The 25,767-nt window shown below is 59.7% G+C and carries 28 protein-coding genes; 16 read left to right on the top strand and 12 right to left on the bottom strand.

Going from position 1 to position 25,767, the window contains the following annotated elements; all coding sequences use genetic code 11:
* The first annotated feature begins 30 nt into the window (after nt 1–30).
* The 4 genes from U1A24_RS05360 to U1A24_RS05345 all read left to right on the top strand — a co-directional run bounded on the left by U1A24_RS05360 (nt 31) and on the right by U1A24_RS05345 (nt 3,265).
* Complete coding sequence (locus U1A24_RS05360; protein ID WP_322320945.1) at nt 31–1,482, top strand: transposase domain-containing protein; 1,452 nt, start codon at nt 31–33, stop codon at nt 1,480–1,482.
* A 69-nt stretch (nt 1,483–1,551) separates the two neighbouring features.
* The gene (locus tag U1A24_RS05355; protein ID WP_322320944.1) at nt 1,552–2,334 is read left to right on the top strand and encodes an AAA family ATPase; all 783 of its coding nucleotides are present in this window, start codon (nt 1,552–1,554) and stop codon (nt 2,332–2,334) included.
* Nucleotides 2,331–2,855 carry a hypothetical protein gene (locus U1A24_RS05350; protein WP_322320943.1) on the top strand — a complete coding sequence of 175 codons (525 nt, stop codon included), beginning with the start codon at nt 2,331–2,333 and terminating at the stop codon, nt 2,853–2,855. The genes U1A24_RS05355 and U1A24_RS05350 overlap by 4 nt, the downstream gene beginning before the upstream one ends.
* On the top strand, nt 2,852–3,265 hold the full coding sequence (locus U1A24_RS05345; protein WP_322320942.1) for a regulatory protein GemA: 414 nt from the start codon (nt 2,852–2,854) through the stop codon (nt 3,263–3,265). The genes U1A24_RS05350 and U1A24_RS05345 overlap by 4 nt, the downstream gene beginning before the upstream one ends.
* 103 nt (nt 3,266–3,368) lie before the next feature.
* Here U1A24_RS05345 and U1A24_RS05340 read toward each other — a convergent pair whose 3' ends face one another.
* Complete coding sequence (locus U1A24_RS05340) at nt 3,369–4,016, bottom strand: hypothetical protein (protein ID WP_322320941.1); 648 nt, start codon at nt 4,014–4,016, stop codon at nt 3,369–3,371.
* A gap of 632 nt (nt 4,017–4,648) precedes the next feature.
* Here U1A24_RS05340 and U1A24_RS05335 point away from each other — a divergent pair.
* The 6 genes from U1A24_RS05335 (at nt 4,649) to U1A24_RS05310 (ending at nt 9,314) form a co-directional block, all read left to right on the top strand.
* Nucleotides 4,649–5,542: a Mu-like prophage major head subunit gpT family protein gene (locus U1A24_RS05335; protein ID WP_322320940.1), complete on the top strand. Its 894-nt coding sequence runs from the start codon at nt 4,649–4,651 to the stop codon at nt 5,540–5,542.
* 10 nt (nt 5,543–5,552) lie between these two features.
* On the top strand, nt 5,553–5,984 hold the full coding sequence (locus U1A24_RS05330; protein WP_322320939.1) for a hypothetical protein: 432 nt from the start codon (nt 5,553–5,555) through the stop codon (nt 5,982–5,984).
* Nucleotides 5,984–6,937, top strand: a complete 954-nt coding sequence (locus U1A24_RS05325) for a phage protease (RefSeq protein ID WP_322320938.1) — start codon at nt 5,984–5,986, stop codon at nt 6,935–6,937. The genes U1A24_RS05330 and U1A24_RS05325 overlap by 1 nt, the downstream gene beginning before the upstream one ends.
* Nucleotides 6,938–7,096: 159 nt before the next feature.
* A complete protein-coding gene (locus tag U1A24_RS05320) occupies nt 7,097–7,432 on the top strand; it encodes a helix-turn-helix domain-containing protein (RefSeq protein WP_322320937.1) in 336 nt (111 codons plus the stop codon).
* Nucleotides 7,433–7,550: 118 nt separating this feature from the next.
* Nucleotides 7,551–7,799 carry a hypothetical protein gene (locus tag U1A24_RS05315; RefSeq protein WP_322320936.1) on the top strand — a complete coding sequence of 83 codons (249 nt, stop codon included), beginning with the start codon at nt 7,551–7,553 and terminating at the stop codon, nt 7,797–7,799.
* Nucleotides 7,800–8,210: 411 nt separating this feature from the next.
* On the top strand, nt 8,211–9,314 hold the full coding sequence (locus U1A24_RS05310; protein ID WP_322320935.1) for a pyridoxal phosphate-dependent aminotransferase: 1,104 nt from the start codon (nt 8,211–8,213) through the stop codon (nt 9,312–9,314).
* Here U1A24_RS05310 and U1A24_RS05305 read toward each other — a convergent pair whose 3' ends face one another.
* The 3 genes from U1A24_RS05305 to gatB form a co-directional block, all read right to left on the bottom strand.
* Nucleotides 9,315–9,719 carry a DUF4177 domain-containing protein gene (locus U1A24_RS05305; RefSeq protein WP_322320934.1) on the bottom strand — a complete coding sequence of 135 codons (405 nt, stop codon included), beginning with the start codon at nt 9,717–9,719 and terminating at the stop codon, nt 9,315–9,317.
* A gap of 135 nt (nt 9,720–9,854) precedes the next feature.
* The gene (locus U1A24_RS05300) at nt 9,855–10,505 is read right to left on the bottom strand and encodes a glutathione S-transferase family protein (RefSeq protein ID WP_322320933.1); all 651 of its coding nucleotides are present in this window, start codon (nt 10,503–10,505) and stop codon (nt 9,855–9,857) included.
* A gap of 105 nt (nt 10,506–10,610) precedes the next feature.
* Complete coding sequence (gene gatB / locus U1A24_RS05295; protein ID WP_322320932.1) at nt 10,611–12,122, bottom strand: Asp-tRNA(Asn)/Glu-tRNA(Gln) amidotransferase subunit GatB; 1,512 nt, start codon at nt 12,120–12,122, stop codon at nt 10,611–10,613.
* Between the two features lie 179 nt (nt 12,123–12,301).
* On the opposite strand from gatB, the gene U1A24_RS05290 reads away from it, so the two are divergent.
* Complete coding sequence (locus U1A24_RS05290; RefSeq protein ID WP_322320931.1) at nt 12,302–12,922, top strand: transglycosylase SLT domain-containing protein; 621 nt, start codon at nt 12,302–12,304, stop codon at nt 12,920–12,922.
* Here U1A24_RS05290 and pepN read toward each other — a convergent pair.
* The gene (gene pepN, locus U1A24_RS05285; RefSeq protein ID WP_322320930.1) at nt 12,879–15,440 is read right to left on the bottom strand and encodes an aminopeptidase N; all 2,562 of its coding nucleotides are present in this window, start codon (nt 15,438–15,440) and stop codon (nt 12,879–12,881) included. The genes U1A24_RS05290 and pepN overlap by 44 nt on opposite strands.
* 331 nt (nt 15,441–15,771) lie before the next feature.
* On the opposite strand from pepN, the gene U1A24_RS05280 reads away from it, so the two are divergent.
* Both U1A24_RS05280 and U1A24_RS05275 read left to right on the top strand, forming a co-directional pair.
* Complete coding sequence (locus U1A24_RS05280) at nt 15,772–17,250, top strand: FAD-binding domain-containing protein (protein ID WP_322320929.1); 1,479 nt, start codon at nt 15,772–15,774, stop codon at nt 17,248–17,250.
* A gap of 8 nt (nt 17,251–17,258) precedes the next feature.
* Nucleotides 17,259–17,465 (top strand): DUF2256 domain-containing protein, encoded by a 207-nt coding sequence (locus U1A24_RS05275; RefSeq protein WP_322320928.1) that lies wholly within the window; start codon nt 17,259–17,261, stop codon nt 17,463–17,465.
* Here the strand turns inward: U1A24_RS05275 and U1A24_RS05270 are convergent.
* Genes U1A24_RS05270 through U1A24_RS05260 form a run of 3 tightly spaced genes read right to left on the bottom strand, consistent with a single transcriptional unit; the run spans nt 17,423 to nt 18,677 of the window.
* Nucleotides 17,423–17,866 carry an SRPBCC domain-containing protein gene (locus U1A24_RS05270; RefSeq protein ID WP_322320927.1) on the bottom strand — a complete coding sequence of 148 codons (444 nt, stop codon included), beginning with the start codon at nt 17,864–17,866 and terminating at the stop codon, nt 17,423–17,425. The genes U1A24_RS05275 and U1A24_RS05270 overlap by 43 nt on opposite strands.
* On the bottom strand, nt 17,866–18,339 hold the full coding sequence (locus tag U1A24_RS05265) for an SRPBCC family protein (protein ID WP_322320926.1): 474 nt from the start codon (nt 18,337–18,339) through the stop codon (nt 17,866–17,868). Before U1A24_RS05265 ends, U1A24_RS05270 begins: the two co-directional genes overlap by 1 nt.
* Nucleotides 18,340–18,341: 2 nt before the next feature.
* Complete coding sequence (locus U1A24_RS05260) at nt 18,342–18,677, bottom strand: metalloregulator ArsR/SmtB family transcription factor (RefSeq protein WP_322320925.1); 336 nt, start codon at nt 18,675–18,677, stop codon at nt 18,342–18,344.
* Between the two features lie 190 nt (nt 18,678–18,867).
* Between U1A24_RS05260 and U1A24_RS05255 the strand changes: the two genes are divergently transcribed.
* Complete coding sequence (locus tag U1A24_RS05255) at nt 18,868–21,015, top strand: malate synthase G (RefSeq protein ID WP_322320924.1); 2,148 nt, start codon at nt 18,868–18,870, stop codon at nt 21,013–21,015.
* 47 nt (nt 21,016–21,062) lie between these two features.
* Here U1A24_RS05255 and U1A24_RS05250 read toward each other — a convergent pair whose 3' ends face one another.
* Nucleotides 21,063–21,314 carry a BolA family protein gene (locus U1A24_RS05250; RefSeq protein ID WP_322320923.1) on the bottom strand — a complete coding sequence of 84 codons (252 nt, stop codon included), beginning with the start codon at nt 21,312–21,314 and terminating at the stop codon, nt 21,063–21,065.
* A 72-nt stretch (nt 21,315–21,386) separates the two neighbouring features.
* On the opposite strand from U1A24_RS05250, the gene U1A24_RS05245 reads away from it, so the two are divergent.
* Nucleotides 21,387–22,019, top strand: coding sequence for a DnaJ domain-containing protein (locus tag U1A24_RS05245; protein ID WP_322320922.1), 633 nt, complete (start codon nt 21,387–21,389; stop codon nt 22,017–22,019).
* 9 nt (nt 22,020–22,028) lie between these two features.
* Here the strand turns inward: U1A24_RS05245 and U1A24_RS05240 are convergent, their stop codons facing one another.
* The 3 genes from U1A24_RS05240 to msrB form a co-directional block, all read right to left on the bottom strand.
* Nucleotides 22,029–23,738 carry a glycosyltransferase family 4 protein gene (locus tag U1A24_RS05240; protein WP_322320921.1) on the bottom strand — a complete coding sequence of 570 codons (1,710 nt, stop codon included), beginning with the start codon at nt 23,736–23,738 and terminating at the stop codon, nt 22,029–22,031.
* Complete coding sequence (locus U1A24_RS05235) at nt 23,693–23,977, bottom strand: hypothetical protein (RefSeq protein WP_322320920.1); 285 nt, start codon at nt 23,975–23,977, stop codon at nt 23,693–23,695. Before U1A24_RS05235 ends, U1A24_RS05240 begins: the two co-directional genes overlap by 46 nt.
* Before the next feature lie 85 nt (nt 23,978–24,062).
* Nucleotides 24,063–24,518: a peptide-methionine (R)-S-oxide reductase MsrB gene (msrB, locus tag U1A24_RS05230; protein ID WP_322320919.1), complete on the bottom strand. Its 456-nt coding sequence runs from the start codon at nt 24,516–24,518 to the stop codon at nt 24,063–24,065.
* Nucleotides 24,519–24,702: 184 nt separating this feature from the next.
* Here msrB and cobS point away from each other — a divergent pair, with 184 nt between their 5' ends.
* Nucleotides 24,703–25,677, top strand: coding sequence for a cobaltochelatase subunit CobS (gene cobS / locus U1A24_RS05225; protein ID WP_322320918.1), 975 nt, complete (start codon nt 24,703–24,705; stop codon nt 25,675–25,677).
* The last annotated feature ends 90 nt before the right edge of the window (nt 25,678–25,767 follow it).

Here is a 25,767-nt window from a genome sequence, read left to right as displayed (position 1 = left end):
TGTAGCTTATCTGGCGCACCTTGCGCGCCAATGTGCGAAGCGGCTTGGTCGTTCTTTATGACCACGATTCGCGATGCGGGCGAAGGCTTTCCACTGAAACAGGCTTGGCGTGATGTACGCGACGTTGCCCCGGCAAAGGGCTGGGATTGGCCGAGTTGGGCAACCGTTTTCCGCCGCTGGCAGAACCTTCCGTTGGCGCAACAGCTTCATGCCCGCCTCGGACATACGGAGGCGGTCAAGCGGTTGGCGCAACCTGCCATGCGCGACAAGACCACGATCTTGCCGCTAGAGTGGGTATCGCTGGACGGTCGGACAAAGGACTTTTGGGCGCATAATGGCGACGGAAAACCGCGCCGATATACCTTTCTTGCGCTGGTAGATTGTGCCACGAGCTTTGTGCTGGACTGGGAACTTGCCGAAAGCGAAAACGCCCGCGCAACGGTGCGGCTGATCAAGCGCACCTGCGAAACCTACAGCATTTTTGACCGCCTTTACCCTGACAATGGGTCGGCTTTTGCGGGGCATTTGGTGGCGGGCGGCGCGGTGCATCGCTTCCGAAACTCCCGGCAAAAGATGGAAAGCGTCAAGCCCTTGGGGATTTGCCACCATCTTGGGATTAAGCTGCATTTTGCGCTTCCCGCAAATGGTCAAGCCAAGCCCGCCGGGCGCGCTTTTGCCAGTTTGTCGCGCGTCATAGATGATCGTCCAGAGTTCAAGAATGCTCATGCTGGACATGCTGCGGGGGCAGCACCTGACGGTCGTATCGTGCCCGTCTCGCTGGACGATGCGCGCGCAGTTATCGCCCGCGAAGTGCGGCGCTATAACAGTGAACCGGGTCGGCGCGGACAAGGTATGAATGGCCGCTCTTATCAATCTGCCTTTGAAGCAGGTCGGACATTGCGTGTTCATCGCAAGCCCACGGCGCGGCAACTCTATTTGGCGGGGCTGATCTACACGCCTGTTGCGGTGGATCGCTGGGGGCGCGTTTCCGTTAATACATGGACATATGGCTTGCCAGAGACGCAAGAGGACCTGCTGCCCTATCATAAGAGCGGGCAGCAAATCTTACTTGGCCGCGATCCTGACGATTTTGCAGCCCCGGCCTTGGCATGGAATGCAGATAACGAACTGATCTGCGAAAACATTATGCCTGTGACGCGTGGTGCGTATGGCAGCGTGGACGGCATCCGCGATGCATCGCGCAACCGCAAGGCCGCGAGCACAATGGTTAAAGCCGCAGCCGAGGCGAACAACTATCTCACAAACGCTGATCTGGTCGCGGCAATGGCTGCAATCCCGACGCCTGACGGCCCTACGGCGGCACCCGAAGGCGTTGTCAAAGGCCAGTTTGCAGGGCGCTTGAAACCGAACAAACGAGCCGCGCAAGCCCAAGGTTCGGCGGCAATTCCCTTAGATTACTTGAATAATATGGATGCCCACCTTGCCGATATTGAGGCGGGGCGGAAACCGAAATTGGCGTGAAAAGCGGTGCAACGCTTTCCACGCCTGTCGATGCGGGCCTGACGGCTCGCCCTTACAACGGAGACCACAATGTCAGAAGTTTTAAAGCTTGCAAAGAGCAGTATTCCAGAGGCTGACGCCGAAGGCTTCATTCGCACAGAAACAGCCGAAGATATTCTTCGTTCATTGGCGTTGGTGCGCTCAATCAACGGTCCAGCGGTGACGCTGATCAGCGGTGCGCCGGGGATCGGCAAGACGGAAACGCTCTTGCACTCTCAGCGGCAGGATTGGGACGGCTCAATCTATGTGTCCATCGCAAAGGGCGAGGGCAACCCGTTTCATGTGGCAAGTCGCATTCTCTCGCAGTTTGGCGACAGCAAAACACGCGGCAAGGGCTTAGATGAGCTTCGTCAGGTGGTTGGTGCCTATGTGGGTAAACGCCGTATCCTTCTGGTGGATGAGGCGCAGAACCTTTTTCAACGGCACAAGCTTTCGGCCACCACAGGTTCATCATTTGGATGGCTTGTGGCCGCTTCGGAAGAAGGTGGATTTGATCTTGCCTTCTGCGGCGACCTCACCCTGCCTTCGATCTTTATGGAGTTCCCGCATCTGCAAAGCCGGATGCGTCGGCCCGTTGTGGTCAAGTCGGTATCGCGCGTCGACGTTAGCGCGCTTGCCCAGCAGGAAGGTTTGAGCGGACGAGTGGAAGTAGATTTGCTTGCGGCAATCGCAAAGCTACCCGGAGGCTTAAGAAACGTCGAGAACGTCATTCGCATGGCCTCAATTTTTGCAGGAAGGGAAAAGGTTAGCGGGACGCACCTAAAAGCGGCGGTTGACGACCTCAAACTTCACCAGTCGGGGACTAAGCAATGACCAAAATTCGTGAGCTGTTGGCAGAGAACCCCGTGTCGTTCAACGAACTGCTTGATCTCTTCGAAGACTATGTGGCGACCATTGGGGCACCGCTGCGCAAAGGGATTAACCTCATTCGCGACGAGTTTCACTATGTCGAAGGCGACATTTTTGGTCACATTTGCGGGGTAGAGCAAGATGCCGGCGACATGGCAAAACGTCTCACCCAGATTCGCGCTGCTCGCAACAAGGGCCGCGATGTCACGATCACCCTCACGGACATTGACGCCTTCACGCTTGAAAGCGCGATTCAGCAAGCAAGCCGAACGATCTCGGATGCGACAACGGTTCTTGGCGGGCTGCATGGTCGCGCAACCTGCGATGACACTGGCGAGAGTTCCGAGGCGATTGCCATCATGGCGCTTACCCACCGGGCGCTGTCGAGTTCAGAGGATCACGAGGTTGGCAGGCTGCTTCGTTTTGCCGCCAAAATCAAAGAGGCGAGCAAATATGTGCAGATGGAAGGGGAGGAAGCGGCATGACGATCCGCGCAAAACAGAAGTCGATTCTGCACGTTGCCAAGGGAAAGTTGGGGCTAGACGATGATACTTATCGGCTTGCGCTGGTGAAGATCGCGGGTGTCACCAGTTCCACGGACCTGACGCCTGACAGCTTCAATGCCGTGATGGGGTTCTTCGAACACTGCGGCTTCCGGCCCTTGGTGGCCGAGGGTGCATCTTACGGCAACCGTCCCGGCTTTGCGTCGCAGGCGCAGCTAGAATTGATCCGATCACTCTGGATGGAGTTGCACCACACCGCCACTCTTGATGAAGCCGCGCTGAACGGTTGGCTTCTTAAGTGGTTCAAGCTGTCGTCGCTTCGCTTTGTGAAAGCCGAGAATGCGCCAAAGGTTATCACCGCGCTCAAGATGTGGAAACGTCGCGCTGCCTGATGCGATTCAGAATTGTGGAAAGGGCGGCACCGAATGGTACTGCCCTTTCGTTTTGACATATCATGTGAGGCGGCAACCGCATAACCCGTGATCGATGGCTGGATCAGCGCTGATCGATGTCCATCCATTTCTCTGCCAACGGCTTATACTGACCGACAATTTCCTCTGTCCAACCAGCTACTTTCTTTCTTTCGTCTACATTCTTGAAAAAACCGGGAGGGAGACTCCCAGATACACGAATAAAGTGAAAATTTGCGGCGCGCCCGAAAAGGCCTTGCGATACTAGAAGTGCAAGGCAAATTGTATAAGCATGTCCGAAAGTGAAAGGATCAGCAAAACTCGATACTTTCATTAGAAAGTTGGGCGCGCCTGTCGAGTGACTGATCCAAGCAATCAAAATTACCAAAGCAAAGTTTGTTGTTGCCAACGCTTCATTCGCAAGTTGTTCTAAAGATTCCTTTTCGTGTTTTTCAATTCTAGCTGTCAAGTCGTTGTCTGTATTAGATTTCGCATATTCCTTTGCCACTTCAATGCTGACGCTATTCTCTCGATTGTGTTGATTAAGAGCTTCAAATATTGGAACACCTTCGCACTTAAACATCCCCATAAATTTTCTACCACACCAAGCCAAACTCCCAACAAGAACAGTGTAGCCACCGATAGCGGGAATAAATAGCCACCCCGTGAGCAAAGAAAAGGTTACGGCAATATAAAGAAGCTCAATAGAATAGTTATCCACAAAGTCAGTCAAAGAAAAGTAAATGGGGGACTGTTTGGATCGGAGCAAAAAATACACTTCCAGAAACAACATCTTATTTGTGATGTTGCTTGTTACATTTGGCAATAGTCCGTCTAGACCTGACTTCACTTAGTATCCTTTAGGAAAACTCAGACACGGGTAGCCCTAGAGAAACATGCTTCAGTTTTTGCGAAGAACCAAGCACAACATTAAGGCTCTGAACGGTTTCCGCTCCGCAGTCGCCTCCATGCCGGAAAAACGGCAGTAGGAGAGGCCTTCTAGGTCTTCGGCCATCTAGGGTCGTGGCTCGCGCTCAACCCGTTTAAAAACGGCTAGAACCCGTTTAATTTTGCAATCCCGCAGCACCCCTCCGACCGCCTTCCCAAAATCGGCAGAACCTGGTAGGAAATCCGGGTGTGCGGTGTGTCTCGAAGGACTGAAAACTTGATCTGGTCTAGCAGCGCAAAGGCCGATGTTGGTCCGTAACTCGCATTACATACGCCCTGGTCAGTCATCTGGTCAAACCCGACATCCAACTCCCTACATACCGTTGTAGGTGTTTCGGCATTTCCCACTCCGTTACACCTTTTCCCAAGAGACCGCGCCGGGGCTTTGACCGCGCGCTTGCTGGAAAAGGACCGACTATGATTATTGACGAGCAATCCCTTGAGCTGAGCTACAAGGGGTTTCAAACAGTCTTCAACGAAGCCCGCGAAGGTACCCCGTCTTATTTCGAAAAGGTCGCGATGACCGTTTCAAGCGGTGCCTCGGATGAGACTTATGGCTGGATTGCCAACATTCCCGGCATGCGTGAGTGGATCGGCCAACGGCAAATCAAAAACCTCACCGCTTCGAAATACACCATCGCGAATAAGCTGTTTGAAAGCACAGTATCGGTCAAACGCACATCGATGGAAGACGATCGGTTAGGCGTTTATAAGCCCGCCTTTGCCGAGTTGGGCAGCATGTCGCAGCGCCACCCCGACACGATGATCTTTTCGCTGATGAAAAGCGGCTTTGCGGCGAACTGCTATGACGGACAATTCTTCTTTGACACCGATCATCCGATGATTGATGAAAATGGCGACACCTTGGTGGTCGCCAATACCGATGGCGGCGCGGGCGCGCCGTGGTTTCTGTTGGATACATCGCGCGCCGTCCGCCCGATGATCTGGCAAGAGCGGCTGCCGTACGAATTCCAGCAACTGACCAAAACGACCGACCCGCATGTGTTCATGCTGGACGAATACATTTACGGCGTGCGGGCGCGGGTGAATGCCGGGTTTGGGCTTTGGCAACTCGCATGGGGATCAAAGCAAGCTTTGAACCCTGCCAACTATGCCGCAGCGCGGGCGGCGATGCAGAACATGAAAGGCGACGGCGGGCGCATCCTAGGCGTGATGCCGAATGTCTTGGTGGTGCCGCCTTCTCTTGAAACCGATGCGCGGACGCTGCTGAAAGCCGCCACCTCTGCGTCTGGTGCCTCAAACCCTTGGTTCGATTCCGCCGATCTTATCATCACCCCCTATCTCGCTTAAGGAGGCCCAAATGGTTGCCCTGAATACCGGACGCAATACCAAGATGCGCCTTGGCGATATTCGCAATGATCTCGTCGCGGCCAGCGTGAAAATCTTTGGCGGCAGTATCATTATGCGCAATGCCGCAGGCTATCTCACCAAAGGCGCTGTCGCGACGGGCTGTTTCGGCGTGGGTCGCGCCGAAGAAACTGTCGATAATTCGGCGGGCGTCGCTGGCGCGCTTGGAGTGAACTATCGGATCGGTTGCTTTGCTTTTGCCAATTCGGCGGCGGGTGATCTGATCGCCCAAGCCGACATCGGCAAGGTCTGCTACATCGTCGGTGATCAGACTGTAGCGAAGACCAACGGTTCTGCCACGCGGTCCCCCGCTGGCATCGTTGAGGGCATCGAAGGCACTGCCGTGTGGGTGCGCTTTGACGAAGCTTTGACGCGGGCGTCATAATGCAGGGCCTGCAACTTGCCACTTGCGACCGCGCGCTTGCGCCCGGTGGTGGTGCGCCCGAATGGGTTCACCTCTTGCCCGATGGGCATATGAAGGGGCGCGACGGGCGCGAATTTGAACTGGCCGATCCGGGCGCTTTGGTTCTGGCGTTTCAGTCGGACGGCATTGATCTGCCGATTGATTATGAACACCAGAACGACAAGCCCGAAGCGCGGCTTTCCGGCCCGGTGCCAGCGGCGGGCTGGATCAAGGAATTGCGGGCGGCGGAAGGCGGGCTTTGGGGGCGCGTCGAATGGACAGCCACCGCGTCCGAGATGATCGGGCGCAAAGAATATCGCTACCTGAGCCCTTCGATCCTGTTCCACCCCAAGACCCGGCAAATCGTCAAGCTGAAAGGCGCGGACCTTGTCCACAATCCGAACCTCTATCTCACGGCGCTTGCCAGTCAGGAAAACACAATGTTGCCCGCGCACAAGCCGCAGCAATCCGAAGGCGTCGAGTTGGCAGCCGAGTTGGCAAAAATGTTCAATTTGCCGCCCGACACGCCAGTTGCTGATCTGCTCGGCAAGCTCGCCGAGCTGGTGAAGCCCACGCCCGATCCGGCCAAGTTTATCCCCGTAGCGGCGGTGCAGGAAATGCTGCGCAACCGCAACACCGAACTGAGCTTGAACCGTCAACAGCGCATGACGGCGAAAGTGCAAAAGGCAATCCAAGACAACCAACTTACCAACGGGATGCGCGACTGGGCGCAGGCACTTTGCGAAAGCAACGAGTCGGCCTTTGATGAGTTTTGCGAAAAGGTTGGCCCGACCATTGCCCAGTTTTTCAAGCCAGTCGAAAACGCGGGCTGGAACAACCTGCAAAAACTGCAAGCCAAGACATACGACGACTCGCCGCTTGAGCAAACCATTTGCGAACAGCTTGGACTTAAACCCGGCTCACTGAGCAACTGAAATCGGGCGGAGCGCCACGAGCGCCCGCACCCGAGTACCGCGACGCGATCAGAGGCGGCGCGGTATCAAGGCCCCAAAGTGCATTATCTCCGTGGTGCGTTTTGGGGCCTTGGATTTACCCCCATATTGAGGCACCCCTTGAATCAGATCGCCCGCCCGATGCCGCGCCCGACCGCCCAAGTTGCCGCCTATGTGGAGGTTCTGGGCGCGGAACTCGCCGTGCAGTTCATCTTGCAGTTCGGCGGCGCTGAACTTTACCTTCCGAAGAATCCGCAAGGCAAAAGCGATGTTGAAAAGTTGCTTGGCGCGGACAACTTGAAGGCGCTCGCTGCGCGTTCCGATTTACAGCGCAGAGTTCCGCTGGCGAAACGCTGGCTGGCGGAAATGCTGGATTGGAAGGGGTATTCTAAAGCGGCGATAGCGCGAACCCTGCGCACGTCCCTACCGACGGTAAGCAGGTATCTTGCAGGGCAATACGCCCCGGCACGGAATTAGGTTGGGCGGCAGGGCCCCCCTGTCCGGTTTCCCGGCAACCCTGCATAGCACTCCGACCCGAAGATCGTGTTACGGCCGGGGGAATATCACCGCGTCACGCCCAAGGAAGAAATAGACCATGTTGCCGTCGCCAAGCAAGGCCGATGCCGAAACCAAAGCGCGCCACCTGCATCGCCTTTTGTTGGAGGCGAGCGCCGAAACCGCAACCCTTGTAAAGACCCTTTCAACGGGCCTTCAAAGCACCGTTAAAGACGATGTAATCGCCGCCCATCGCCGCGCGCATCGCATGGGAAGGCCCGCCAAAATCGCCGCTGATCCCGAGTTGCAAGCCTTCGTCAACGCCCGCTTCGACACCCTGACTTTTTGAACAAATTGCCAAGGAAGTTGCAGACAACTTCCCGCCCGAACGCCGCGTCAGCCTCTCTGCAATCCACCGCTGGTGGCAGAAAACGAAGCCAGTCTGACCGTCGCCAACCGGCAGAAACCAGCTTTAACCAGATAATCCCGGCTTTGGTCAAACCTTCTGAGACTATCCTGTCAAACCCTATGAACACACACACCCGGCACGGGCGAGGGGGCAGACAGCCCCCCTTCCCACATCAGAGATAAGCGCCTACCCCCTCACCTGCCATCCCGCCCATTCATTAAAAATCCCTTAACGCCACCACCCCATCTGCTTGATATATCACAGTATTTTTTGGTCCCGAGTTGGGACCACCCTTCCCCACCGCAAAAATCCCCCTTGCCAGCCCCGCAAAAATCCCCCCAAATCCGGCCCATGAAAGCCCCCATCCTCACCCCGCTCGCGGCCTCCCTGCCCTCCACCGTCCCCTTCACCGGACCCGAGACGCAAGAGCGCCGCCAAGGCCAGCCTTTCATCGCCCGCCTCGGCGCCAATGAAAGCCTGTTCGGCCCCTCCCCCGCCGCGACCCGCGCCATGCAAGCCGCCGCTTCTGAGGCCTGGATGTATGGCGACCCCGAGACCCACGCCCTGAAAGCCGCCCTCGCCCAACATCACGGCTGTGCCCCCGAAAACATAGTGGTCGGGGAAGGCATTGACGGCCTCCTCGGCTACCTCGCCCGCCTGATCGTAGGCCCCGGCACGCCCATCGTGACCAGCCTCGGCGCCTACCCCACCTTCAACTTCCACGTCGCAGGCTACGGCGGCACCCTGCACCGCGCGCCCTACAAGGCCGACCATGAAGACCCCGAAGCCCTGCTGGGTCTGGCCCGCCAAACCCAAGCCCGGATGCTTTATATTGCCAACCCCGACAACCCGATGGGCAGCCACCACCCCGGCGCGGTGATCAAAGACCTGCTGGCGAACCTGCCCGAACAAACCCTGCTGGTGCTGGACGAGGCCTATATCGATCTCGCCCCCGATGGCACCGCACCGGAAATCCCCGCCGACACCCCCAACCTGATCCGGTTCCGCACGTTTTCCAAAGCCCACGGCCTCGCGGGCCTGCGGGTCGGCTATGCGATCACCTCGGCACCACTGGCCACCGCCTTCGACAAGGTGCGCAACCATTTTGGACTGGGCCGTATCGCACAGGCCGGAGCCTTGGCGGCGCTGCAGGATCAAGCGTACCTGAGCGAAATCCGCACCAAAGTCGCCACGGCCCGAAGCCGCCTGAACGGCATCGCCCGCACCAACGGACTGATCCCGCTGGCCTCGGCCACCAATTTCATCACGATGGATTGCACCCGCGACGGCGATTACGCCCGACGAGTCCTTGCCGAACTGCTGGCGCGGGGTATTTTTGTGCGGATGCCCGGGGTCGCCCCGCTGGATCGCTGCATCCGCGTCAGTCTGGGGGATGAAAGCGCCCTCGCGGCCTTTGAAGCAGCCCTGCCCGCCGCCCTTACAGCCGCAGGCTGATCACTCCGCCGCCAATCCCGGAGCCGCAGGCACTGGGCCAGCCGCAGGCACCGGGACATTCGCCGGGCCCAATGCCGGGGCTGGGCCAACGGGCACCTCAGCCGGGCCGAGACGCGGCGCGGCTGCGACCTGTTCGACCGCCAGCAACTGCCGCGTCGTCGGGGCCTCAGCCTCGATCACCCGGCGAAACACCAGCACATTCTGGAAGGTGGTTTTCGTGCCGGTGAAGCCCGCGCGCTCATCCACCGGCAGCGTATCGGCCCGGATATAGTCCCAGCCTTCGCGGCCCAGTTCATTCATCACCGAGGTCAGCGCCAGCGCAAAGCGGTCTTCAGTGGTTTTGACCCCGCGCGATTTTTCGCCCCTGCGGGGGGCGGGAATCACTTTATATTCGTAACGCTGCATAGGGTCGCTCCTGAACCAAACGCGGGCAGATTACTCAATAACCAGCCCCAAGGCCAATCACAGAAAGGATTTTCTGCGATCCCCGCGCGGATTTCGCCACAGCACAAGATGCAGTAGGTCTGCGTGCGCCTGCCGCTAACCCTCGTCCCCAATCGGCGGTAACGCTGGCGCGTGCAACCCCGTGAAGGGATCAGCCCAAGCAGGCAGCGCGGCAATCCGCCGATACCAAGCGTCGATTTGCGGGTAATCCGCCATCGGCAATCCTGCCGCATCGTTGAAGGCGAGATAGCTTGCCATGCGAAAATCGGCATAGCTGAGGCCACTGTCGAGCAGGTAATCGCGGCCCACAAGGTGCGCGTCCAACTGTGCGGCGTGCTCGTGAAAATCCGCCAAGCCCTGTGCCAGCACCGCCGGGTCAATCGGGCCGATACCGTAGCGTTGCTTGGTGCCACGCTCAAAATGCACCACGTCGCAGGCCTGCACGAAATAGGCCTTGCTCCAAGAAATCCAGCGGATCATCTCGGGCATCTCTTCATCCATCCGCCAGAAATTCGATCCGGCCAGCATCGACAAGCGGCACGCAATCGCATCCGCTTCCCACAGAGAATGGCCGTTTTCCAGCAGGATCGGGATGCGCAAGCTGGGGTTCAGGGCGCGGAATTTCGCGCTGTGGGCTGGGTTAAACGGCGCGGCAAATTCAAACACCACATCCGAATTCAGATGCCGCGCCACGGCCACGGCAAGGCGCGGGTTGGGATTGCGCGAGTAAAATAGGGTCGCGGTCATTCTGGCCTCCGATTTACCTTGATATCAATATAAATCGGAGGCGTCAGATGTCCACAAGAAAGGCCGCTCGGTTCTGCCGAAACAGGCGAATCATGAAGCCGAGGCTCAGAGGCCGAGTTTCTGCGCCACCATCGCGTTGACCACAGCCGGATTGGCCTTGCCGCCGGTCGATTTCAGCACTTGCCCGGTAAACCAGCCCGCCAGCTTGGCGTTGACGCGGGCCTTTTCCACCTGATCGGGGTTCGCCGCAATCAGCGCGTCTAGTGCCGCTTCGATCGCACCGGTGTCGGTGACTTGCTGCATGCCGTGCGCTGCCGCGACTTCCGCTGGGTCGCCGCCCGTCGTCCAGATGATCTCGAACAGATCCTTCGCCATCTTGCCGCTGATCGTGCCCTTGGCGATCAGATCCAGCACGCCGCCGAGTTGCGCGGTAGACACCGGGCTGTCGGTGATCGACTTGCCCTCTCTGTTCAAGCGGCCGAACAGCTCGTTGATCACCCAATTCGCCGCCTGTTTGCCATCGCGGCCCTGCGCCACAGCCTCGAAGAAGCCAGAGGATTCCAGATCGGCGGTCAGCACATTGGCGTCGTAATCGGTCAGTCCGAAATCGCTCATGAAGCGGGCTTTCTTGGCATCGGGAAGCTCGGGCATCGCGGCTGCAATGTCGTCGACCCAGGCCTGTTCAATCTCCAGCGGCAGCAGGTCGGGGCACGGGAAATAGCGGTAGTCATGCGCTTCTTCCTTGCTGCGCATCGAGCGGGTTTCGTTCTTGTCGGGATCATAAAGCCGGGTCTCTTGCGTGACAGAACCGCCATCCTCCAGAATGGCAATCTGGCGGCGCGCCTCGTAGTCAATCGCAAGTTGGATGAACTTCATCGAGTTCATGTTCTTGATTTCACACCGGGTGCCAAGATGGCTAAAGTCTTGGCTGGCTTGGTATTTCTCATACTGGCCCACCCGGCAGACCGAGACGTTCACATCGGCGCGCAAGTTGCCGTTCTGCATGTTGCCATCGCAGGTCCCCAGATAGCGCAGGATCTGCCGCAGCTTGACGACATAGGCCGCAGCCTCTTCCGGCCCGCGAATGTCGGGGCGGCTGACGATCTCCATCAGCGCCACGCCGGTGCGGTTGAAATCGACGAAAGACATCGTCGGATCCATGTCGTGGATGCTTTTGCCTGCGTCTTGCTCAAGGTGAATCCGCTCCACCCGCACCAGACGCGCGACGCCCGGCGACATTTCGACCAACACTTCGCCTTCACCCACGATGGGGTGATACAGCTGCGAAATCTGATAGCCCTGCGGCAGATCGGGGTAGAAGTAATTCTTGCGGTCAAAGGCCGAGCGCAGATTGATCTGCGCCTTCAGCCCCAGACCTGTGCGCACCGCTTGTTCGACACAAAACTCGTTGATCACCGGCAGCATCCCCGGCATCGCGGCATCAACGAAGGCGACGTTGGAGTTCGGCTCTGCCCCCACTTGGGTGGAGGCCCCCGAAAACAGCTTGGAATTGGAGGACACCTGCGCATGGATTTCCATGCCGATCACCAGCTCCCAATCATGCTTTACGCCCGCAATCAGCTTCGGTTTCGGCGCTTCATAGGTCAGATCAAGCATGGCGGTCTCCGTGGATTTCGCCCCCTGTTTAGGCAGGCGGGGCGGCTGCCGCAAGTGTTGGGGTGGCGGAAAGCTGCCGACTTTGATGCCTGCGACCCCAGAAAACTTGCCGCATGCCGGTTTTGCCCTGATAGCCGACGGGTCGTGCACAGCGGTGCGGCGTCATTTGCGATGGACTGATGCGGATATCTTCCCTCTTCGGCGCGGCTTTTGCCCTGTTCTTTTTCGGCACTTCTCCGGCTTTGATGGCCGAAGCTTTGCCCAAAATGCGCTGGGATCACGTCCCCGAAGCGGCGACCTGGACCAATGCGGCGCTGGTCTCGGTTGAGAAGTATGACAGCAAACTGGCCGCCAAAGTGCCTGATGATATCCAGACATGGTGCCCCGGCTATGAGACAGCGTCGCTGGAAGATCGCCGCGCGTTCTGGGTGGGTGTGATGTCAGCGGTGGCGAAATATGAGAGCGGATATAACGCCAAGGCGGCGGGTGCCGGGCGCTATTTCGGTTTGATGCAGATTTCCACCCAAACCGCCAAAGCCTATCGCTGCGAAGCCAACACGGGCAAAGACCTGAAAAGCGGCACCGCCAATCTGGAATGTGCCGTAAAGATCATCGCCCGCCAAGTTGGCCGCGACGGCATGGTCTCCGGCAAAGGCAACCGCGGCGTTGCCCGTGACTGGGGTCCGATGAGCAAAGCCAAGGTCCGCGCCGATATCGCGGCATGGACCGGTAAGCAGGCCTATTGCGCCATGCCCGTCAAGCGAGCATCCGCCCCGCCATCTCAGAAAGATCGCGGCTAAGCCCGGTCGTGGCCATGATCCGCTGCAACGCGCCGCGCATCATCGCCTGGCGGTCGGCATCATAGCGCGGCCAGGATTCAAACGCCGTCGACATGCGCGAGGCAGTTTGCGGGTTCAACGGATCAAGCTTGATCAGCCAATCTGCCAGCAGAGCATAACCCTCGCCTGATGCGTGATGGAAACCTGCGTGATTGCCAGAGAGCGCGCCAATCACCGCGCGGAAACGGTTGGGGTTTTTCCAGTCGAAATCGGGCCGTGCCGTCAAGCGTCGCACCACATCCGCCACATTGTCCGGCTGGGCTGCTGCGACCTGCACCGCGAACCATTTGTCCAGCACCAGCCGGTCGCCCTGCCATTTCACAGCGAAATCCGCCAGTTCGGCCTGCCCCGCGCCGATATCCAGCAGGATCGCCAAGCTGCCGAAACTCTCGGTCATATTGTCCGCCGCCGCATAAGCCGCTCGTGCCGTAGCCCCATCATCCAGCCGTGCCAGCAACCCCAGAGCCGCCAACCGCAGCGCCCTTTTGCCTGCCGCCGCAGCATCGGGTGAAAACGCCCCCGGCACCCGGCAGGCCAATTCCAATTCTGGCAAGCCAGCCGCCAACCGCTCTGCCAGCGCCAAATGCAGCGCCCGCCGCGCGTGGTAAATTCGCGCCGGATCAGGCACATGGCCCGCTGCATGCAGCGTCGCCGCCATGTCGTCTTCCCCCGGCAGCCGCAAGGCCAGCGCCCGGAACGCCGGGTCTAAGGCCTCGTCAAACGCCAGTCGCGCAAGCCCGTCAAGCAGATCCGCGCCCGGTGCCGCCCCATCGACGATCATTCGCGCCAGCACGTCCTTGGCCAGACCGCGCCCCGCCTCCCAGCGATTGAACGGGTCGGTGTCATGTGCGAGCAGGAACGCCCGCTCTGCCGCAGGGACAGACCGCTCCAGGATCACCGGAGCGGAAAATCCCCGCAAGATCGACGCGACCGGGCGCGAGGCCAGACCCTTGAACGCAAAGCTCTGCTTGGCCTCGGTCAGTTCCAGCACGGTGGTCGGCACCACCTCGTCGCCATTCGGGTTCAAAAGCCCCACCGCAACCGGAATCACCTTCGCGCCCTTTTGCGCCTGCCCCGGAGTTGCGGGGTTTTCTTGCGCCAAGGTCAGCGTATACACCCCATCCGCCCAATCCTCGGCCACCGAAACCCGCGGCGTCCCGGCCTCGGTATACCAGCGCTTGAACTGCGAAAGATCGCGGCCCGTGGTGTCTTCAAACACCTTTAGCCAATCCTCGATCGTCGCCGCCTGCCCATCGTGGCGGTCAAAATACAGATCCAGCGCGCGGGCGTAATCGGCATCACCCACAAGCCGCTTCAGCATCCCGATCACCTCGGCGCCCTTTTCATAGACGGTTGCGGTGTAGAAATTGTTGATCTCGACAAAACTGTCGGGCCGCACCGCATGGGCCAGCGGCCCGCCATCCTCGCGGAACTGGCGGGCGCGCAGCATCAGCACATCCTCGATCCGTTTCACCGCATGGCTGCGCAAATCACCCGAGAATTGCTGATCGCGGAACACTGTCAGCCCTTCCTTCAGGCACAGTTGAAACCAATCGCGGCAAGTGATGCGATTGCCGGTCCAGTTGTGAAAATACTCATGCGCGATGATCGCCTCGACGCGCGCGAAGTCATCATCGGTCGCAGTTTCAGGGCTGGCGAGAACGGCCTTGGAGTTGAAAATGTTCAGCCCCTTGTTCTCCATCGCGCCCATGTTGAAATCATCCACTGCGACAATGTTAAAGATATCAAGGTCATAGGCGCGGCCGTAAACCTTTTCATCCCAAGCCATCGAAGCTTTCAGCGCCTGCATCCCCCAAGCGCAACGACCTTCATCCCCCGGCCGCACCCAGATGTTCAGGCCGACATCGCGCCCCTCCATCGTCGTAAACTGCCCCGGATGGGCCCGCAGATCGCCTGCAACCAGTGCGAACAAATAAGAAGGCTTCGGCCAAGGATCATCCCATTCCGCCCAGCCCACGCCCTGTCCCACCGGATTGCCATTCGACAAAAGCACTGGCAGATCGCTTTCAATCCGCACATGAAACCGCGCCATCACATCGGGTCGGTCGGGGTAGAAGGTGATCTTTCGGAACCCTTCAGCCTCACATTGCGTGCAATACATGCCGTTCGACATGTAAAGCCCCTCCAGCGCGGTGTTGCCTTCGGGTGCAATCTCGACCTCGGTTTCCAAGACAAACGCGCCCGCAGGCAGCAGCGCCGCTGCCAGTGTCAGCCCCGTCGCATCAAGGCTCGGCTGCACCGCTTGCCCATCAACCGCGCAAGCAATCAGCCGCAACCCTTCACCATCCAGCCGCAAATCCTGTCCCGTCCTTGCCGCTGGATTAGGTGCCAGATGCAGCCGCGCCAAGACCCGCGTGGCCGTCGGATGCAGTTTGAACGTCAACTCCACGCGGTCAAGCGCATGGCTGTAAGGTTGGTAATCGGACAGGCGAATGGTGCGCGGATCATCAGCGGGCATGGCGGTCTCCTTTTGCGCCAAGCTTTCGCAATCGTTGGCGAGGCGCAAGAGCCAAGCGCGCCGCGCGCCATTCACATTGGCTCAAATACTCCCGCCGGAGGCTCCCACATCTCCCCAAACAGCCCGCCCAATACTGCCGATTCGTCGCCAAAAGCTAAGTGTGATCCGCAAGCACACAGCACAGCCCAGCATTGGCGCCGAAAAAATATCCCCTAAGCATGGATAAAATCTCATAATAATCCAACTATTTCAGCATATTACTCCATCGCCGCCGTCCCATCCCGCGCAGGCTCTCTTTACAGCGCCGATTCCGCCGCTATCTCTATGTTCCATGAATGTTCTCATTTGGTTCAAACGCGATCTGCGCGCCCACGACCACCCTGCTCTGACCCATGCGGCGGCACTTGGGGCGGTGTTGCCACTTTACATTGTCGAACCGGAGTATTGGGCGCTGCCCGACACCTCTGCCCGGCAATGGGCGTTCACGGCGGAATGTCTGGAGGATTTGCGCGGCCAACTTGGCCAACTCGGTGCCCCGCTGTTGGTGCGTGTGGGCGACGCGCAAGCGGTGCTGGAACGCCTGTGTCGCCAGCACAACATCACCCGCATCGTCAGCCACGAGGAAACCGGCAACGCCTTCAGCTATGCCCGCGACCGCCGCGTCGCTGCTTGGGCGCGCAGTGTGGGCATCATCTGGGACGAGCTGCCACAATCCGGCGTGATCCGTCGCCTCGCCAACCGTGATCAGTGGCAAAGCCGCCGCGATGCCTTCATGGCAGCGGCCCCGCTTGATCCACCTGCCCTGAACGCCCTGCCGGGGTTGGAGCCCGGCCTGATCCCCACTTCCCGCGCGCTGCGTCTGGCGGACGACAAATGCGCGCATCGCCAGCACGGAGGCCGCGGCCAAGGTCTTGATCTGCTAGAGTCTTTCCTGATCCAGCGTGGCGAGATCTACCGCACGGCAATGTCGTCTCCGCTGAGTGCCGAGCGCGCTTGCTCGCGGCTTTCCCCCCATATTGCGATGGGCACCTTGTCGCTGCGCGAAGTGGTGCGGGCCACACAAACCCGCACTGCCGAATATCCCGGCGGGCGCTGGGGTGGCGCCCTCAGCAGCTTTCAATCCCGGCTGGCGTGGCGCGATCACTTCATCCAAAAGCTGGAAGATCAACCGAATATCGAAACCCGCTGCCTGCAAGCTTCCGCCGAATTGCTGCGCCGCAACAGCGATCCCGTCCGCCTTCACGCTTGGGAACATGGTGAGACCGGCCTGCCGTTTCTGGATGCCTGCCTGCGCTATCTGGCGGCCACCGGCTGGCTGAATTTCCGCGCCCGCGCCATGGTGATGGCCTGCGCATCTTATCACCTCTGGCTGGATTGGCGGGTGACGGGGGCTGTGCTTGCCCGCAGATTTACCGACTATGAGCCGGGCATCCACTGGCCGCAGGTACAGATGCAATCGGGCACAACCGGGGTGAACACGCCCCGGATCTATAACCCGGTGAAACAGGGCCTCGATCAAGACCCCACCGGCGCTTTCACCCGGCGCTGGATTCCAGAGCTTTCCACGGTTCCCGATGCTTACCTGCAAGCCCCGTGGCGGTGGTCCGGTGCGGGTCGCATCTTGGGCCGTCGCTATCCCGAACCTGTGGTCGATGTGGCCACCGCCCAGCGGGAAGCCCGCGAGGCGGTCTGGGGCATGCGCCGCAAACCCGCCGCGCGCGCCGAAGTGGTCGAGATCATCGAGCGTCACGCTTCCCGCGCGCCCAAACGCCCGCAACCCAGCCACGGCCAGCTCAGCCTCGATCTGTAATGCCAAAGATGCGCAAGAAAGCCGATCTGCCCGTCAAAACCTGCGCCGCATGTGGCCGCCTGATGGTCTGGCGCAAAGCATGGGAGAAGGTCTGGAACGAGGTGAAATACTGCTCTGACGCCTGCCGCAAAGGCAAAGGCAAAGGGGGCCGCAGCGCAGCCCCCCGCTCTGATCAGGCCGCGCCGACCGCCTTGGCCAGCTTGCTCAAGGTCTGAAGCCCCAGAGCCTCGGCCCCAAAGCCCTTGGCCTGCGCGCATTCTTCGGGCGTGATGGAGACCATCCGCATTGTCACCCTGGTCTGCCCATCCAACTCTTGCAGATCCACCGAAGCATCCGCATGTTTCGGGCCGTTTTCGCCCCACAGCAGGGTGTATTCGATCCGGCTTTGCGGCTGGATCAAGACATAGAGATGGTGGTTGGGAAACACCTTGCCGTCGGGGGCGATCATGTCGAACACCCATTCGCCCCCGGTGCGCAGATCAATCCGACTGGTGCGGCAGGAAAACCCATCCGGCCCCCACCATTGTGGCAGACTAACGGGGTTGACCCATGCGCCCCAAACCACCGCCACCGGAGCCTTGATCACCCGCTCGATGATCATGGTGCGGTCATCCATCATTTCAGCCCCTGCGCATATTCCTCCAACTGCGTCACCACTGTGCCCCAGCCATCGTAAAAGCCCATCTGCTTGTGGCTTTCCGCCGTCTCTTTGCTGCGATGCCGCGCAACCGCGGTATAGCGCGTGCGGCCATTGCCGATGTCTTCAAAGGTCAGGATCGCGGTCATGAAGGGTTCAGGATTCGGCTTCCAACCTTCGGTGTAAGTATCTGTGAACACCAGTTTTTCATTCGGGATCACCTCAAGATAAACCCCATTGTTTTCCATTTCGGTGCCGTCCACTTCGAAGGTCGTGTTGCACTTGCCGCCGGGTCGGACGTCCAATGCGCAAGCCGTGACCTTATGCGGTTTGGGCACGAACCAATGCACCAGATGCTCGGGCGTGGTCCAGCAGGTGTAGAGAATTTCGCGCGGGGCGTTGATCTCACGCACCAGCACCAGATCGGTTTCGGGGTTCAAATCAAGCGTCATCTTCAGGACTCCTTCATCAGTTTAGCCACATAAGCTTCCAAACGGTCGGTGCGCGCCTCCCACACAGCGCGCTGATCGGCCAGCCAACCTTCGGTGGCCGCCAAAGTTTCGGGACAGGCATGGCACATCCGGGTGCGCCCGGTTTTCTCGGTGCGGATAAGTGCTGCATCTTCCAGCACGCCAAGATGGCGCATCACCGTCGGCAGCGCCAAGCCCGTCGGCCGCGCGAGTTCCGAGACAGGAATTGCCCCCTGCCCCAAGCGCGCCAGAAAGCCGCGCCGTGTCGGATCCGACAGCGCCTGAAAAATCAGAGAAAGATCGGGGTCATGCTTAGCCATATCGCTAAGTAACAGATCGCCACCATGAATGGAAGGGAAACTTAGCCAATTCGCTAAGTTTAATCTGCGATACTTATAGAAATTCCCGAAAAGTGTTTTCGCCTTTTGCGAGAAAATCTGCCGCTGCAAAACTTTCCCGTCCGCCGCATTTCTGCTATCGGCTAGGCAAAGCCAATTCAGCGAGGTTGCCATGACGACGCGCGTTACACGCCACGGTTTACAAGTAGACCAGATCCTCGCTGACTTTCTGGAGACCCAAGCCTTGCCGGGCACAGGTGTGACGGAAGATCAGTTCTGGTCGGGATTGGCCGAGTTGGCACAGACCCAAGGCGCGGTGAATCGCAAACTTTTGGCCAAGCGCGAAGATCTGCAATCGCAGATCGACCAATGGCACCACAGCCACCGCAACGCCCCGCATGATCCGGTTGCGTATCAGGATTTCCTGAAGAAAATCGGATATTTACTGCCAGAGGGCGCGGATTTCCAGATCGACACCGCCAATGTGGACCCCGAGATTGCCCTGATCGCAGGCCCGCAACTGGTGGTGCCGATCACCAACGCCCGCTATGCGTTGAACGCCGCCAATGCGCGCTGGGGCAGCCTGTACGATGCGCTGTATGGCACCGATGCGATGGGCAGCCCCGCCCCGTCTGGCGGCTATGAGCGCGGCCGCGGCGCACGCGTGGTGGCGCGGGCGCGGGTGTTTCTGGACGAGGCTTTTCCGATCCAGGGCGCCAGCCACGCCGATGTGCGGCGCTACTATGTCTCGAATGGCGCGCTGCTGGTCGATGATCTGCCCTTGGTGAGCCCTGCAAAGTTCGCGGGCTACAAGGGCAATCCCAAGGCCCCGGACTCGGTTCTGCTGGTCAATAACGGGCTGCATGTCGAGTTGGTGTTCGACCGCGCCCACCCGATTGGCAGCCGCGATCAGGCGCAATTGGCCGATGTCGTGCTGGAATCCGCGCTGTCGGCGATCATGGATTGCGAGGATTCGGTGGCTTGCGTCGATGGTGAGGATAAAACCCTCGCCTATGCCAACTGGCTGGGGCTGATGCAGGGCAACTTGACGGCGGATCTGGACAAGGGTGGCCGCAAGATCACCCGCGCGCTGAACCCGGACCGCGTGTTCAGCGCCCCCGATGGCAGCTCGCTGACGGTGAAGGGTCGCGCGCTGTTGTGGGTGCGCAATGTCGGCCATCTGATGACCAATCCGGCGATTTTGCTCCCCGATGGCTCCGAGATTTATGAAGGGCTGATGGATGGCCTGATCACCAGCCTGATCGCCATGCATGATCTGAAAAAAACCGAAGGGCTACGCAATTCGCAATGCGGCTCGGTCTATGTGGTCAAGCCCAAGATGCACGGCCCCGCAGAGGTTTCCTTTGCGGATCAGTGCTTTAGCATGGTCGAACGCATTCTGGGCCTGCCCGCGAACACCGTGAAGCTTGGCGTGATGGACGAGGAACGCCGCACCTCAGTCAACCTGAAAGAATGTATCCGCGCGGCGCAACACCGCTTGGCCTTCATCAACACCGGCTTTCTGGACCGCACCGGCGATGAGATTCACACTTCGATGGAGGCCGGGCCGTTCAGTCGCAAGGATTTCATCAAACGCAAGTCCTGGATCGGCGCTTATGAGAACCAGAATGTCGATATTGGTCTGGAATGTGGGCTGCAAGGCAGCGCCCAGATCGGCAAGGGCATGTGGGCCGCGCCCGATCTGATGGCAGCGATGCTGGAACAGAAAATCGAGCATCCGAAGGCGGGCGCAAGCTGTGCCTGGGTGCCTTCGCCCACGGCAGCCACGCTGCATGTGCTGCACTATCACAAGGTTGATGTGGCAGCGGTGCAGGCCAAGCTGAAGGCAGGCGGGCGGCGTGGCTATGTTGAAACCGTGCTGGAAATTCCGCTGGCGACCTATCAGAAATGGACCGAAGCACAGGTGCTGCGCGAGGTTGAGAACAACGCGCAAGGCATTCTGGGCTATGTGGTGCGTTGGATTGATCAGGGTGTCGGTTGCTCAAAAGTGCCGGATATCAACGATATAGGCTTGATGGAAGACCGCGCCACCTGCCGGATCTCCGCCCAGCATATCGCCAACTGGCTGCACCACGGCATCGTCTCGGCGGCGCAAGTGGATGCGGCGATGCGCAAGATGGCTGCTGTGGTCGATCGTCAGAACGCAGCAGACCCGATCTACCGCCCAATGGCGCCCGGCTTTGACGGCATCGCCTATCAGGCGGCTTGCGATCTGGTGTTCAAAGGCCGCGAACAGCCCTCGGGCTATACCGAACCCGTTCTGCACGCGCGCCGCCTGCAACTGAAAGCGCGCCGCTAGCCCGAGGCCGATTTCCGTCACGGAAATCGTGGCCCGGGCCCCACGGGTCAGGCAATATCCAAAGCCAGCGCATGAATCCGCTGGTTGAGATCGCCCAGAGCCGCATGTACCGCACGATGCCGCGCAACCCGGCTCATCGCGGCAAAGGCATCTGCCCGGATCAGCACCGCGAAATGGCTTTCACCCGAGCCATCATCGCCGCCGTGCCCGGCGTGTTTGTGGCTTTCATTGACCACCTCAAGGCGGCTTGGTGAAAAAGTGATCGTCAGGCGCGCAATCAACTCACTCTCGATACTCATTTTTCGCCATAGCCCCTTCTATCTGCCGCTCAAACCTCTAATGTCTTGCCTTCAGTTCGGAAAGGCCTCTTCATGTCCACTCGCCCCCCCTTTGAGTTTGATATCCGCGTGTCGTCGGACAAAGCCAAGCGTAAAACCACGCGCCGGGGCATGTCGGGGGCGTTTGAAACCTCGAACAAGGCCTGTGACTATCCGGGCTGCAAAGAGAAGGGTGCGTACCGCGCACCGAAATCGCCCGACCATCTGGATGAGTATTTCTGGTTCTGTCGCGATCACATCCGCGAATACAATCTGAAGTGGAATTTCTTCGGCAATGCCACGGATGAGGAATTCCAGAAACTGCTGGAGAAAGATCGGTTGTGGGAGCGTGAGACCAAACCGTTCAGCCGCAAGGATGACGGCAACGCCTGGCACCGTCTGGGCGTCGATGATCCGATGGCCCTGCTGGGCGAAAACGCTACCCGCAACCCCGGCAAACCGACCTCGAACGCCACCCGCAAACTGCCCGCAACCGAGCGCAAGGCGGTGGAAATTCTGGATGCCCGCGACACTTGGACAAAGACCGAGATCCGCAAGCAATACAAAGGCTTGGTGAAGGATCTTCACCCGGATATGAACGGCGGAGACCGCTCAGACGAGGACCGTCTGCAAGAGGTGGTCTGGGCTTGGGATCAGATCAAGGACAGCCGTTACTTCAAAGAGTAGCGGCGGGTTTCAGGCCCGTCGCACAAAGCCATATTTCAGCAGCCAGATCGCAATCCGCTCAACCGGCGCACCTTTAAGGCCTGATCCGGCCTCCAGCTGCGCCAGATCGCAACCTGCCGGACCTGCCTGAATGACGGCCCTCAGCACCTGCGCAATGTGCTCGGGGGCGGCGAACACCCGCTTCATGCCTTGATAATTCCGCGTCGCCAGCACATCGGTCAGACTGGGACGTCCGGTGGGGTCGGCCAGCACCAGCCGGGTTTTGGCGAAGCTGGCCTGCTCGGTCGGATAGCTGCCAAACAGGTGCATTGGCGAGGGCGCAACGGGCAACGCATCCGCCCGATAGCGCCGCGACTCTGCGCTGGCGGCGCGGCGACGGGCATCTTGCTCGGCCCAAAGCGCCTGCATCTGCGGCACCACTTGCGCCCAATCATACCGCGCCTGCACCCGCGCCTTGCCAGCCGCACCCATGCGGCGACGTAAATCAGGGTCGCGGGCCAGTTGCAAAATCCGTGCGGTTAGTTCCGGCAAATCCAACTCGGTCAGCGCCGATGTTGCAGCGCAATACTGCACATAGCTGTCAGTGCCACCTTGATACCGCAGCGCTTCCTGCGCGTAGTATTGCCCCGGCAAGGTGCGGGTGGTGATGCGGAAACCGACATCATTTGAAACGGTATCCTTCATGCCATCCCAGTCTGACACCAAAAGCGGCAGGCCCGCCGCCATGCCCTCCAACGGAGCCAGACCGAAGGTTTCCTGAATGTTATCAATCAGGAACATGAACACATCCGCGCCCGACAGCACAGCTTTGCGATCATCGGCTGAAGCACCATCCAGCAGGGCAAAGCCGACATCGGGCATCAGCTTCGCCGCTCCCTCAGTGAAAATCTTGCGCGAATAATCATCGCGGAACTGGCCGCAGAAGGCGACGAACAGCTTTTGCCCGGTCAGGTGACGCTGGGCCGCCTGCATCGCAAGGTAAATCGGCAGCGGGTCGAACTTTTCATGCGGGGTCAGGCGCGCGATGGTAGTGAACACCACATCCTGCGGCCCTGCGCCCAGCTTTTCACGCAAGGCGGCTCCCTTGGCGACATCTGGCTCGAAATCAGCGCAGTGCACGCCCAAAGGGATCACCGGCAGCATCGGGCGCGGGGGAGGCACCGCTTTCATGTGGCTGCGGATATGCTCGTCGATCCGGTCCATCTGATAGCTGACCGAACTCAGCACCGACTGACTCGTACAGATCACCGCATCCCAGCCGGTCACCGGGGCCATCCGCAGATCGAAAAACCCCTGCATCACGGCATGGGTCGAGGTGGTATGGGTGATGCCGCAAATCGACCATGCGCCCGTGCCATAGGCTGCGCGACGCCAGCTTTCCTGAATGTAATTCGGGCTGGGGAAAAACACCGTCTGCACCGGAGCAATCGTATTGGGCTGCAACAAGGGCGCATGGCGCACCGCTTTGCCGGGGCGCAGCTCGGCGGCCAAAGCCTTGACGGGCTCGATTTCGCCTGCGCCATGCGCCAGCAGCACGAATTCATCGACATCGGCATGGCGCAAGAAGCCCTTCAGAAAGGACTCCCCCGCCACCCGGCGACCATTGATTCCCTTGGCCGTTGGGTCAAAGCCATCCTGCGCGTACCAGATCGCGGCGTTTCGGCCAGTTTCCGTCATGTCTTCACCATCCACAGCCAGGGCGTCGGCCCGGATCGCCATTCCCACAAAGTGCCCAGCCGATCAAGATCGCTGAGCGCCGCCGTCCAGTCGGGCAAACCGAAGTCGTCCAAGCGCCACCCGCCCCCCCGGATCTGATGCGTGGCCTTGAACCTCTCAACAATCGGTGGGCAAAGACTGCGGCGCAAGCAATCATGCCGCACGGCATCTGGCGGACCATCCCGCAGGCGTTTCAGGCTTTCAGCGGTGGAAACGGTCAGGGTCGAAGCGGTTCTTGCCAATTCAGGCACTCCGAAGAGGGCACGGGCAACGTCCCGCTGGCTCTATCGGTAGCGGGCCAACCCTGCCCTGTCTATCCCGCCGCCCCTAGGCTGCGACAAATTTCAGCGCGACGCCGTTCATGCAATAGCGCAATCCGGTGGGCTTGGGGCCATCGTCAAACACATGGCCCAGATGCCCGCCACAGCGACGGCAATGCACCTCGGTGCGGGTGGCGAACAGGCTGCTGTCGTCTTTGGTGCCGATCGCCCCAGCCAAGGGCTGATAAAACGACGGCCAGCCCGTGCCGCTGTCAAACTTCGTCTCGGATGCAAACAACGGCAGATCGCAGCCTGCGCACAGGAATGTCCCCTTGCGGTGCTCGTCGTCCAGCGGGCTGGAACCCGCCCGCTCGGTTTCTTCCTTCCGCAAAACCCGGTAGGCGGCATCACTCAGCTTGGCGCGCCATTCTGCATCAGACAGAGTGACCTCAAACGTCTCAGCCCGCAGCGGCGTGGCTAAGGCTAGGGCGGCAACGGAAGCTAGGAAACTGCGGCGGCGCATGGCGTTTCTCCTCTATGGTACGGTGATTGTATCCTAACAACGGGCGCTCACGCCGATAAGTTTCAGCTTCTCACGCAGAAGCGAAATCGCGTGATCCCCGCCCCTTGCAGCCCTGCCCGTAATGTTCCACAACTCGGACAGGATCGCGGGCCGAAGCCCGCCAGTTTGATATGGGCGACGGGCAATGGCAGAGATGATTATGAAACCCACCGAAGAAATCTCGGTTCGCGAGGTCTTTGGGATCGACACCGATATGAAGGTGAAGGGGTTCGCTGACGCCACCGACCGCGTGCCCGCGATTGATCCGACCTATAAGTTCGACCCGGACACCACTTTGGCGATATTGGCGGGTTATGCCTATAACCGCCGCGTGATGATCCAAGGTTACCACGGCACCGGCAAATCGACGCATATCGAACAGGTCGGAGCGCGTCTGAACTGGCCGACCGTGCGGGTGAACCTTGATAGCCACATCAGCCGGATCGACCTGATCGGCAAAGACGCGATCAAGCTGCGCGACGGCAAGCAAGTGACCGAGTTCCACGAAGGCATCCTGCCGTGGGCCTTGCGCAACCCGGTTGCCATCGTGTTCGACGAATACGACGCAGGCCGCGCCGACGTGATGTTCGTGATCCAGCGCGTTTTGGAGCATGACGGCAAGCTGACCCTGCTGGATCAAAACGAGATCATCACCCCGCATCCGTCCTTCCGCCTATTCGCCACCGCGAACACTGTCGGCTTGGGCGATACCACCGGCCTTTACCACGGCACCCAGCAGATCAACCAAGCCCAGATGGACCGCTGGTCTTTGGTCGCCACTCTGAACTACCTCAGCCACGATGCCGAAGCCGCCATCGTTCTGGCCAAACGCCCGCATTATAACACCGAAAGCGGTCGCAAGAAGATCAGCCAGATGGTCACCGTGGCCGACCTGACCCGCACCGCCTTCATGAACGGCGATCTGTCCACCGTGATGTCACCCCGCACCGTGCTGAACTGGGCCGAAAACGCCGAGATCTTCCGCAACGTGGGCTATGCCTTCCGGCTGACCTTCCTGAACAAATGCGACGAGCTGGAGCGGCAGACCGTTGCCGAATTCTACCAGCGCTGCTTTGCCGAGGAGCTGCCGGAATCTGCGGCCAGCATGGCGATGAAATAGGTAGGGTGCGTGATTTCACGCACCTTCCCCGGCGCGGTGCGTGAAATCACGCACCCTACCCCAGAACGAGACGGATCATGACCAAACCCA

This window comes from Cypionkella sp., from assembly GCF_034376685.1.
In the GTDB taxonomy this organism is placed as follows: domain Bacteria; phylum Pseudomonadota; class Alphaproteobacteria; order Rhodobacterales; family Rhodobacteraceae; genus Cypionkella.
Note: the sequence above shows the minus strand (reverse complement) of the source record. Positions and strands in the feature narration are given on the sequence as shown.

Bases quoted from the DNA above. Each gene is read 5' to 3' on its own strand.
- U1A24_RS05360 (WP_322320945.1), top strand. From the start codon at position 31: ATGTGCGAAGCGGCTTGGTCGTTCTTTATGACCACGATTCGCGATGCG.
- U1A24_RS05355 (WP_322320944.1), top strand. From the start codon at position 1,552: ATGTCAGAAGTTTTAAAGCTTGCAAAGAGCAGTATTCCAGAGGCTGAC.
- U1A24_RS05350 (WP_322320943.1), top strand. From the start codon at position 2,331: ATGACCAAAATTCGTGAGCTGTTGGCAGAGAACCCCGTGTCGTTCAAC.
- U1A24_RS05345 (WP_322320942.1), top strand. From the start codon at position 2,852: ATGACGATCCGCGCAAAACAGAAGTCGATTCTGCACGTTGCCAAGGGA.
- U1A24_RS05335 (WP_322320940.1), top strand. From the start codon at position 4,649: ATGATTATTGACGAGCAATCCCTTGAGCTGAGCTACAAGGGGTTTCAA.
- U1A24_RS05330 (WP_322320939.1), top strand. From the start codon at position 5,553: ATGGTTGCCCTGAATACCGGACGCAATACCAAGATGCGCCTTGGCGAT.
- U1A24_RS05325 (WP_322320938.1), top strand. From the start codon at position 5,984: ATGCAGGGCCTGCAACTTGCCACTTGCGACCGCGCGCTTGCGCCCGGT.
- U1A24_RS05320 (WP_322320937.1), top strand. From the start codon at position 7,097: ATGCCGCGCCCGACCGCCCAAGTTGCCGCCTATGTGGAGGTTCTGGGC.
- U1A24_RS05315 (WP_322320936.1), top strand. From the start codon at position 7,551: ATGTTGCCGTCGCCAAGCAAGGCCGATGCCGAAACCAAAGCGCGCCAC.
- U1A24_RS05310 (WP_322320935.1), top strand. From the start codon at position 8,211: ATGAAAGCCCCCATCCTCACCCCGCTCGCGGCCTCCCTGCCCTCCACC.
- U1A24_RS05305 (WP_322320934.1), bottom strand. From the start codon at position 9,719: ATGCAGCGTTACGAATATAAAGTGATTCCCGCCCCCCGCAGGGGCGAA.
- U1A24_RS05300 (WP_322320933.1), bottom strand. From the start codon at position 10,505: ATGACCGCGACCCTATTTTACTCGCGCAATCCCAACCCGCGCCTTGCC.
- gatB (WP_322320932.1), bottom strand. From the start codon at position 12,122: ATGCTTGATCTGACCTATGAAGCGCCGAAACCGAAGCTGATTGCGGGC.
- U1A24_RS05290 (WP_322320931.1), top strand. From the start codon at position 12,302: ATGCGGATATCTTCCCTCTTCGGCGCGGCTTTTGCCCTGTTCTTTTTC.
- pepN (WP_322320930.1), bottom strand. From the start codon at position 15,440: ATGCCCGCTGATGATCCGCGCACCATTCGCCTGTCCGATTACCAACCT.
- U1A24_RS05280 (WP_322320929.1), top strand. From the start codon at position 15,772: ATGAATGTTCTCATTTGGTTCAAACGCGATCTGCGCGCCCACGACCAC.
- U1A24_RS05275 (WP_322320928.1), top strand. From the start codon at position 17,259: ATGCGCAAGAAAGCCGATCTGCCCGTCAAAACCTGCGCCGCATGTGGC.
- U1A24_RS05270 (WP_322320927.1), bottom strand. From the start codon at position 17,866: ATGGATGACCGCACCATGATCATCGAGCGGGTGATCAAGGCTCCGGTG.
- U1A24_RS05265 (WP_322320926.1), bottom strand. From the start codon at position 18,339: ATGACGCTTGATTTGAACCCCGAAACCGATCTGGTGCTGGTGCGTGAG.
- U1A24_RS05260 (WP_322320925.1), bottom strand. From the start codon at position 18,677: ATGGCTAAGCATGACCCCGATCTTTCTCTGATTTTTCAGGCGCTGTCG.
- U1A24_RS05255 (WP_322320924.1), top strand. From the start codon at position 18,868: ATGACGACGCGCGTTACACGCCACGGTTTACAAGTAGACCAGATCCTC.
- U1A24_RS05250 (WP_322320923.1), bottom strand. From the start codon at position 21,314: ATGAGTATCGAGAGTGAGTTGATTGCGCGCCTGACGATCACTTTTTCA.
- U1A24_RS05245 (WP_322320922.1), top strand. From the start codon at position 21,387: ATGTCCACTCGCCCCCCCTTTGAGTTTGATATCCGCGTGTCGTCGGAC.
- U1A24_RS05240 (WP_322320921.1), bottom strand. From the start codon at position 23,738: ATGGCGATCCGGGCCGACGCCCTGGCTGTGGATGGTGAAGACATGACG.
- msrB (WP_322320919.1), bottom strand. From the start codon at position 24,518: ATGCGCCGCCGCAGTTTCCTAGCTTCCGTTGCCGCCCTAGCCTTAGCC.
- cobS (WP_322320918.1), top strand. From the start codon at position 24,703: ATGGCAGAGATGATTATGAAACCCACCGAAGAAATCTCGGTTCGCGAG.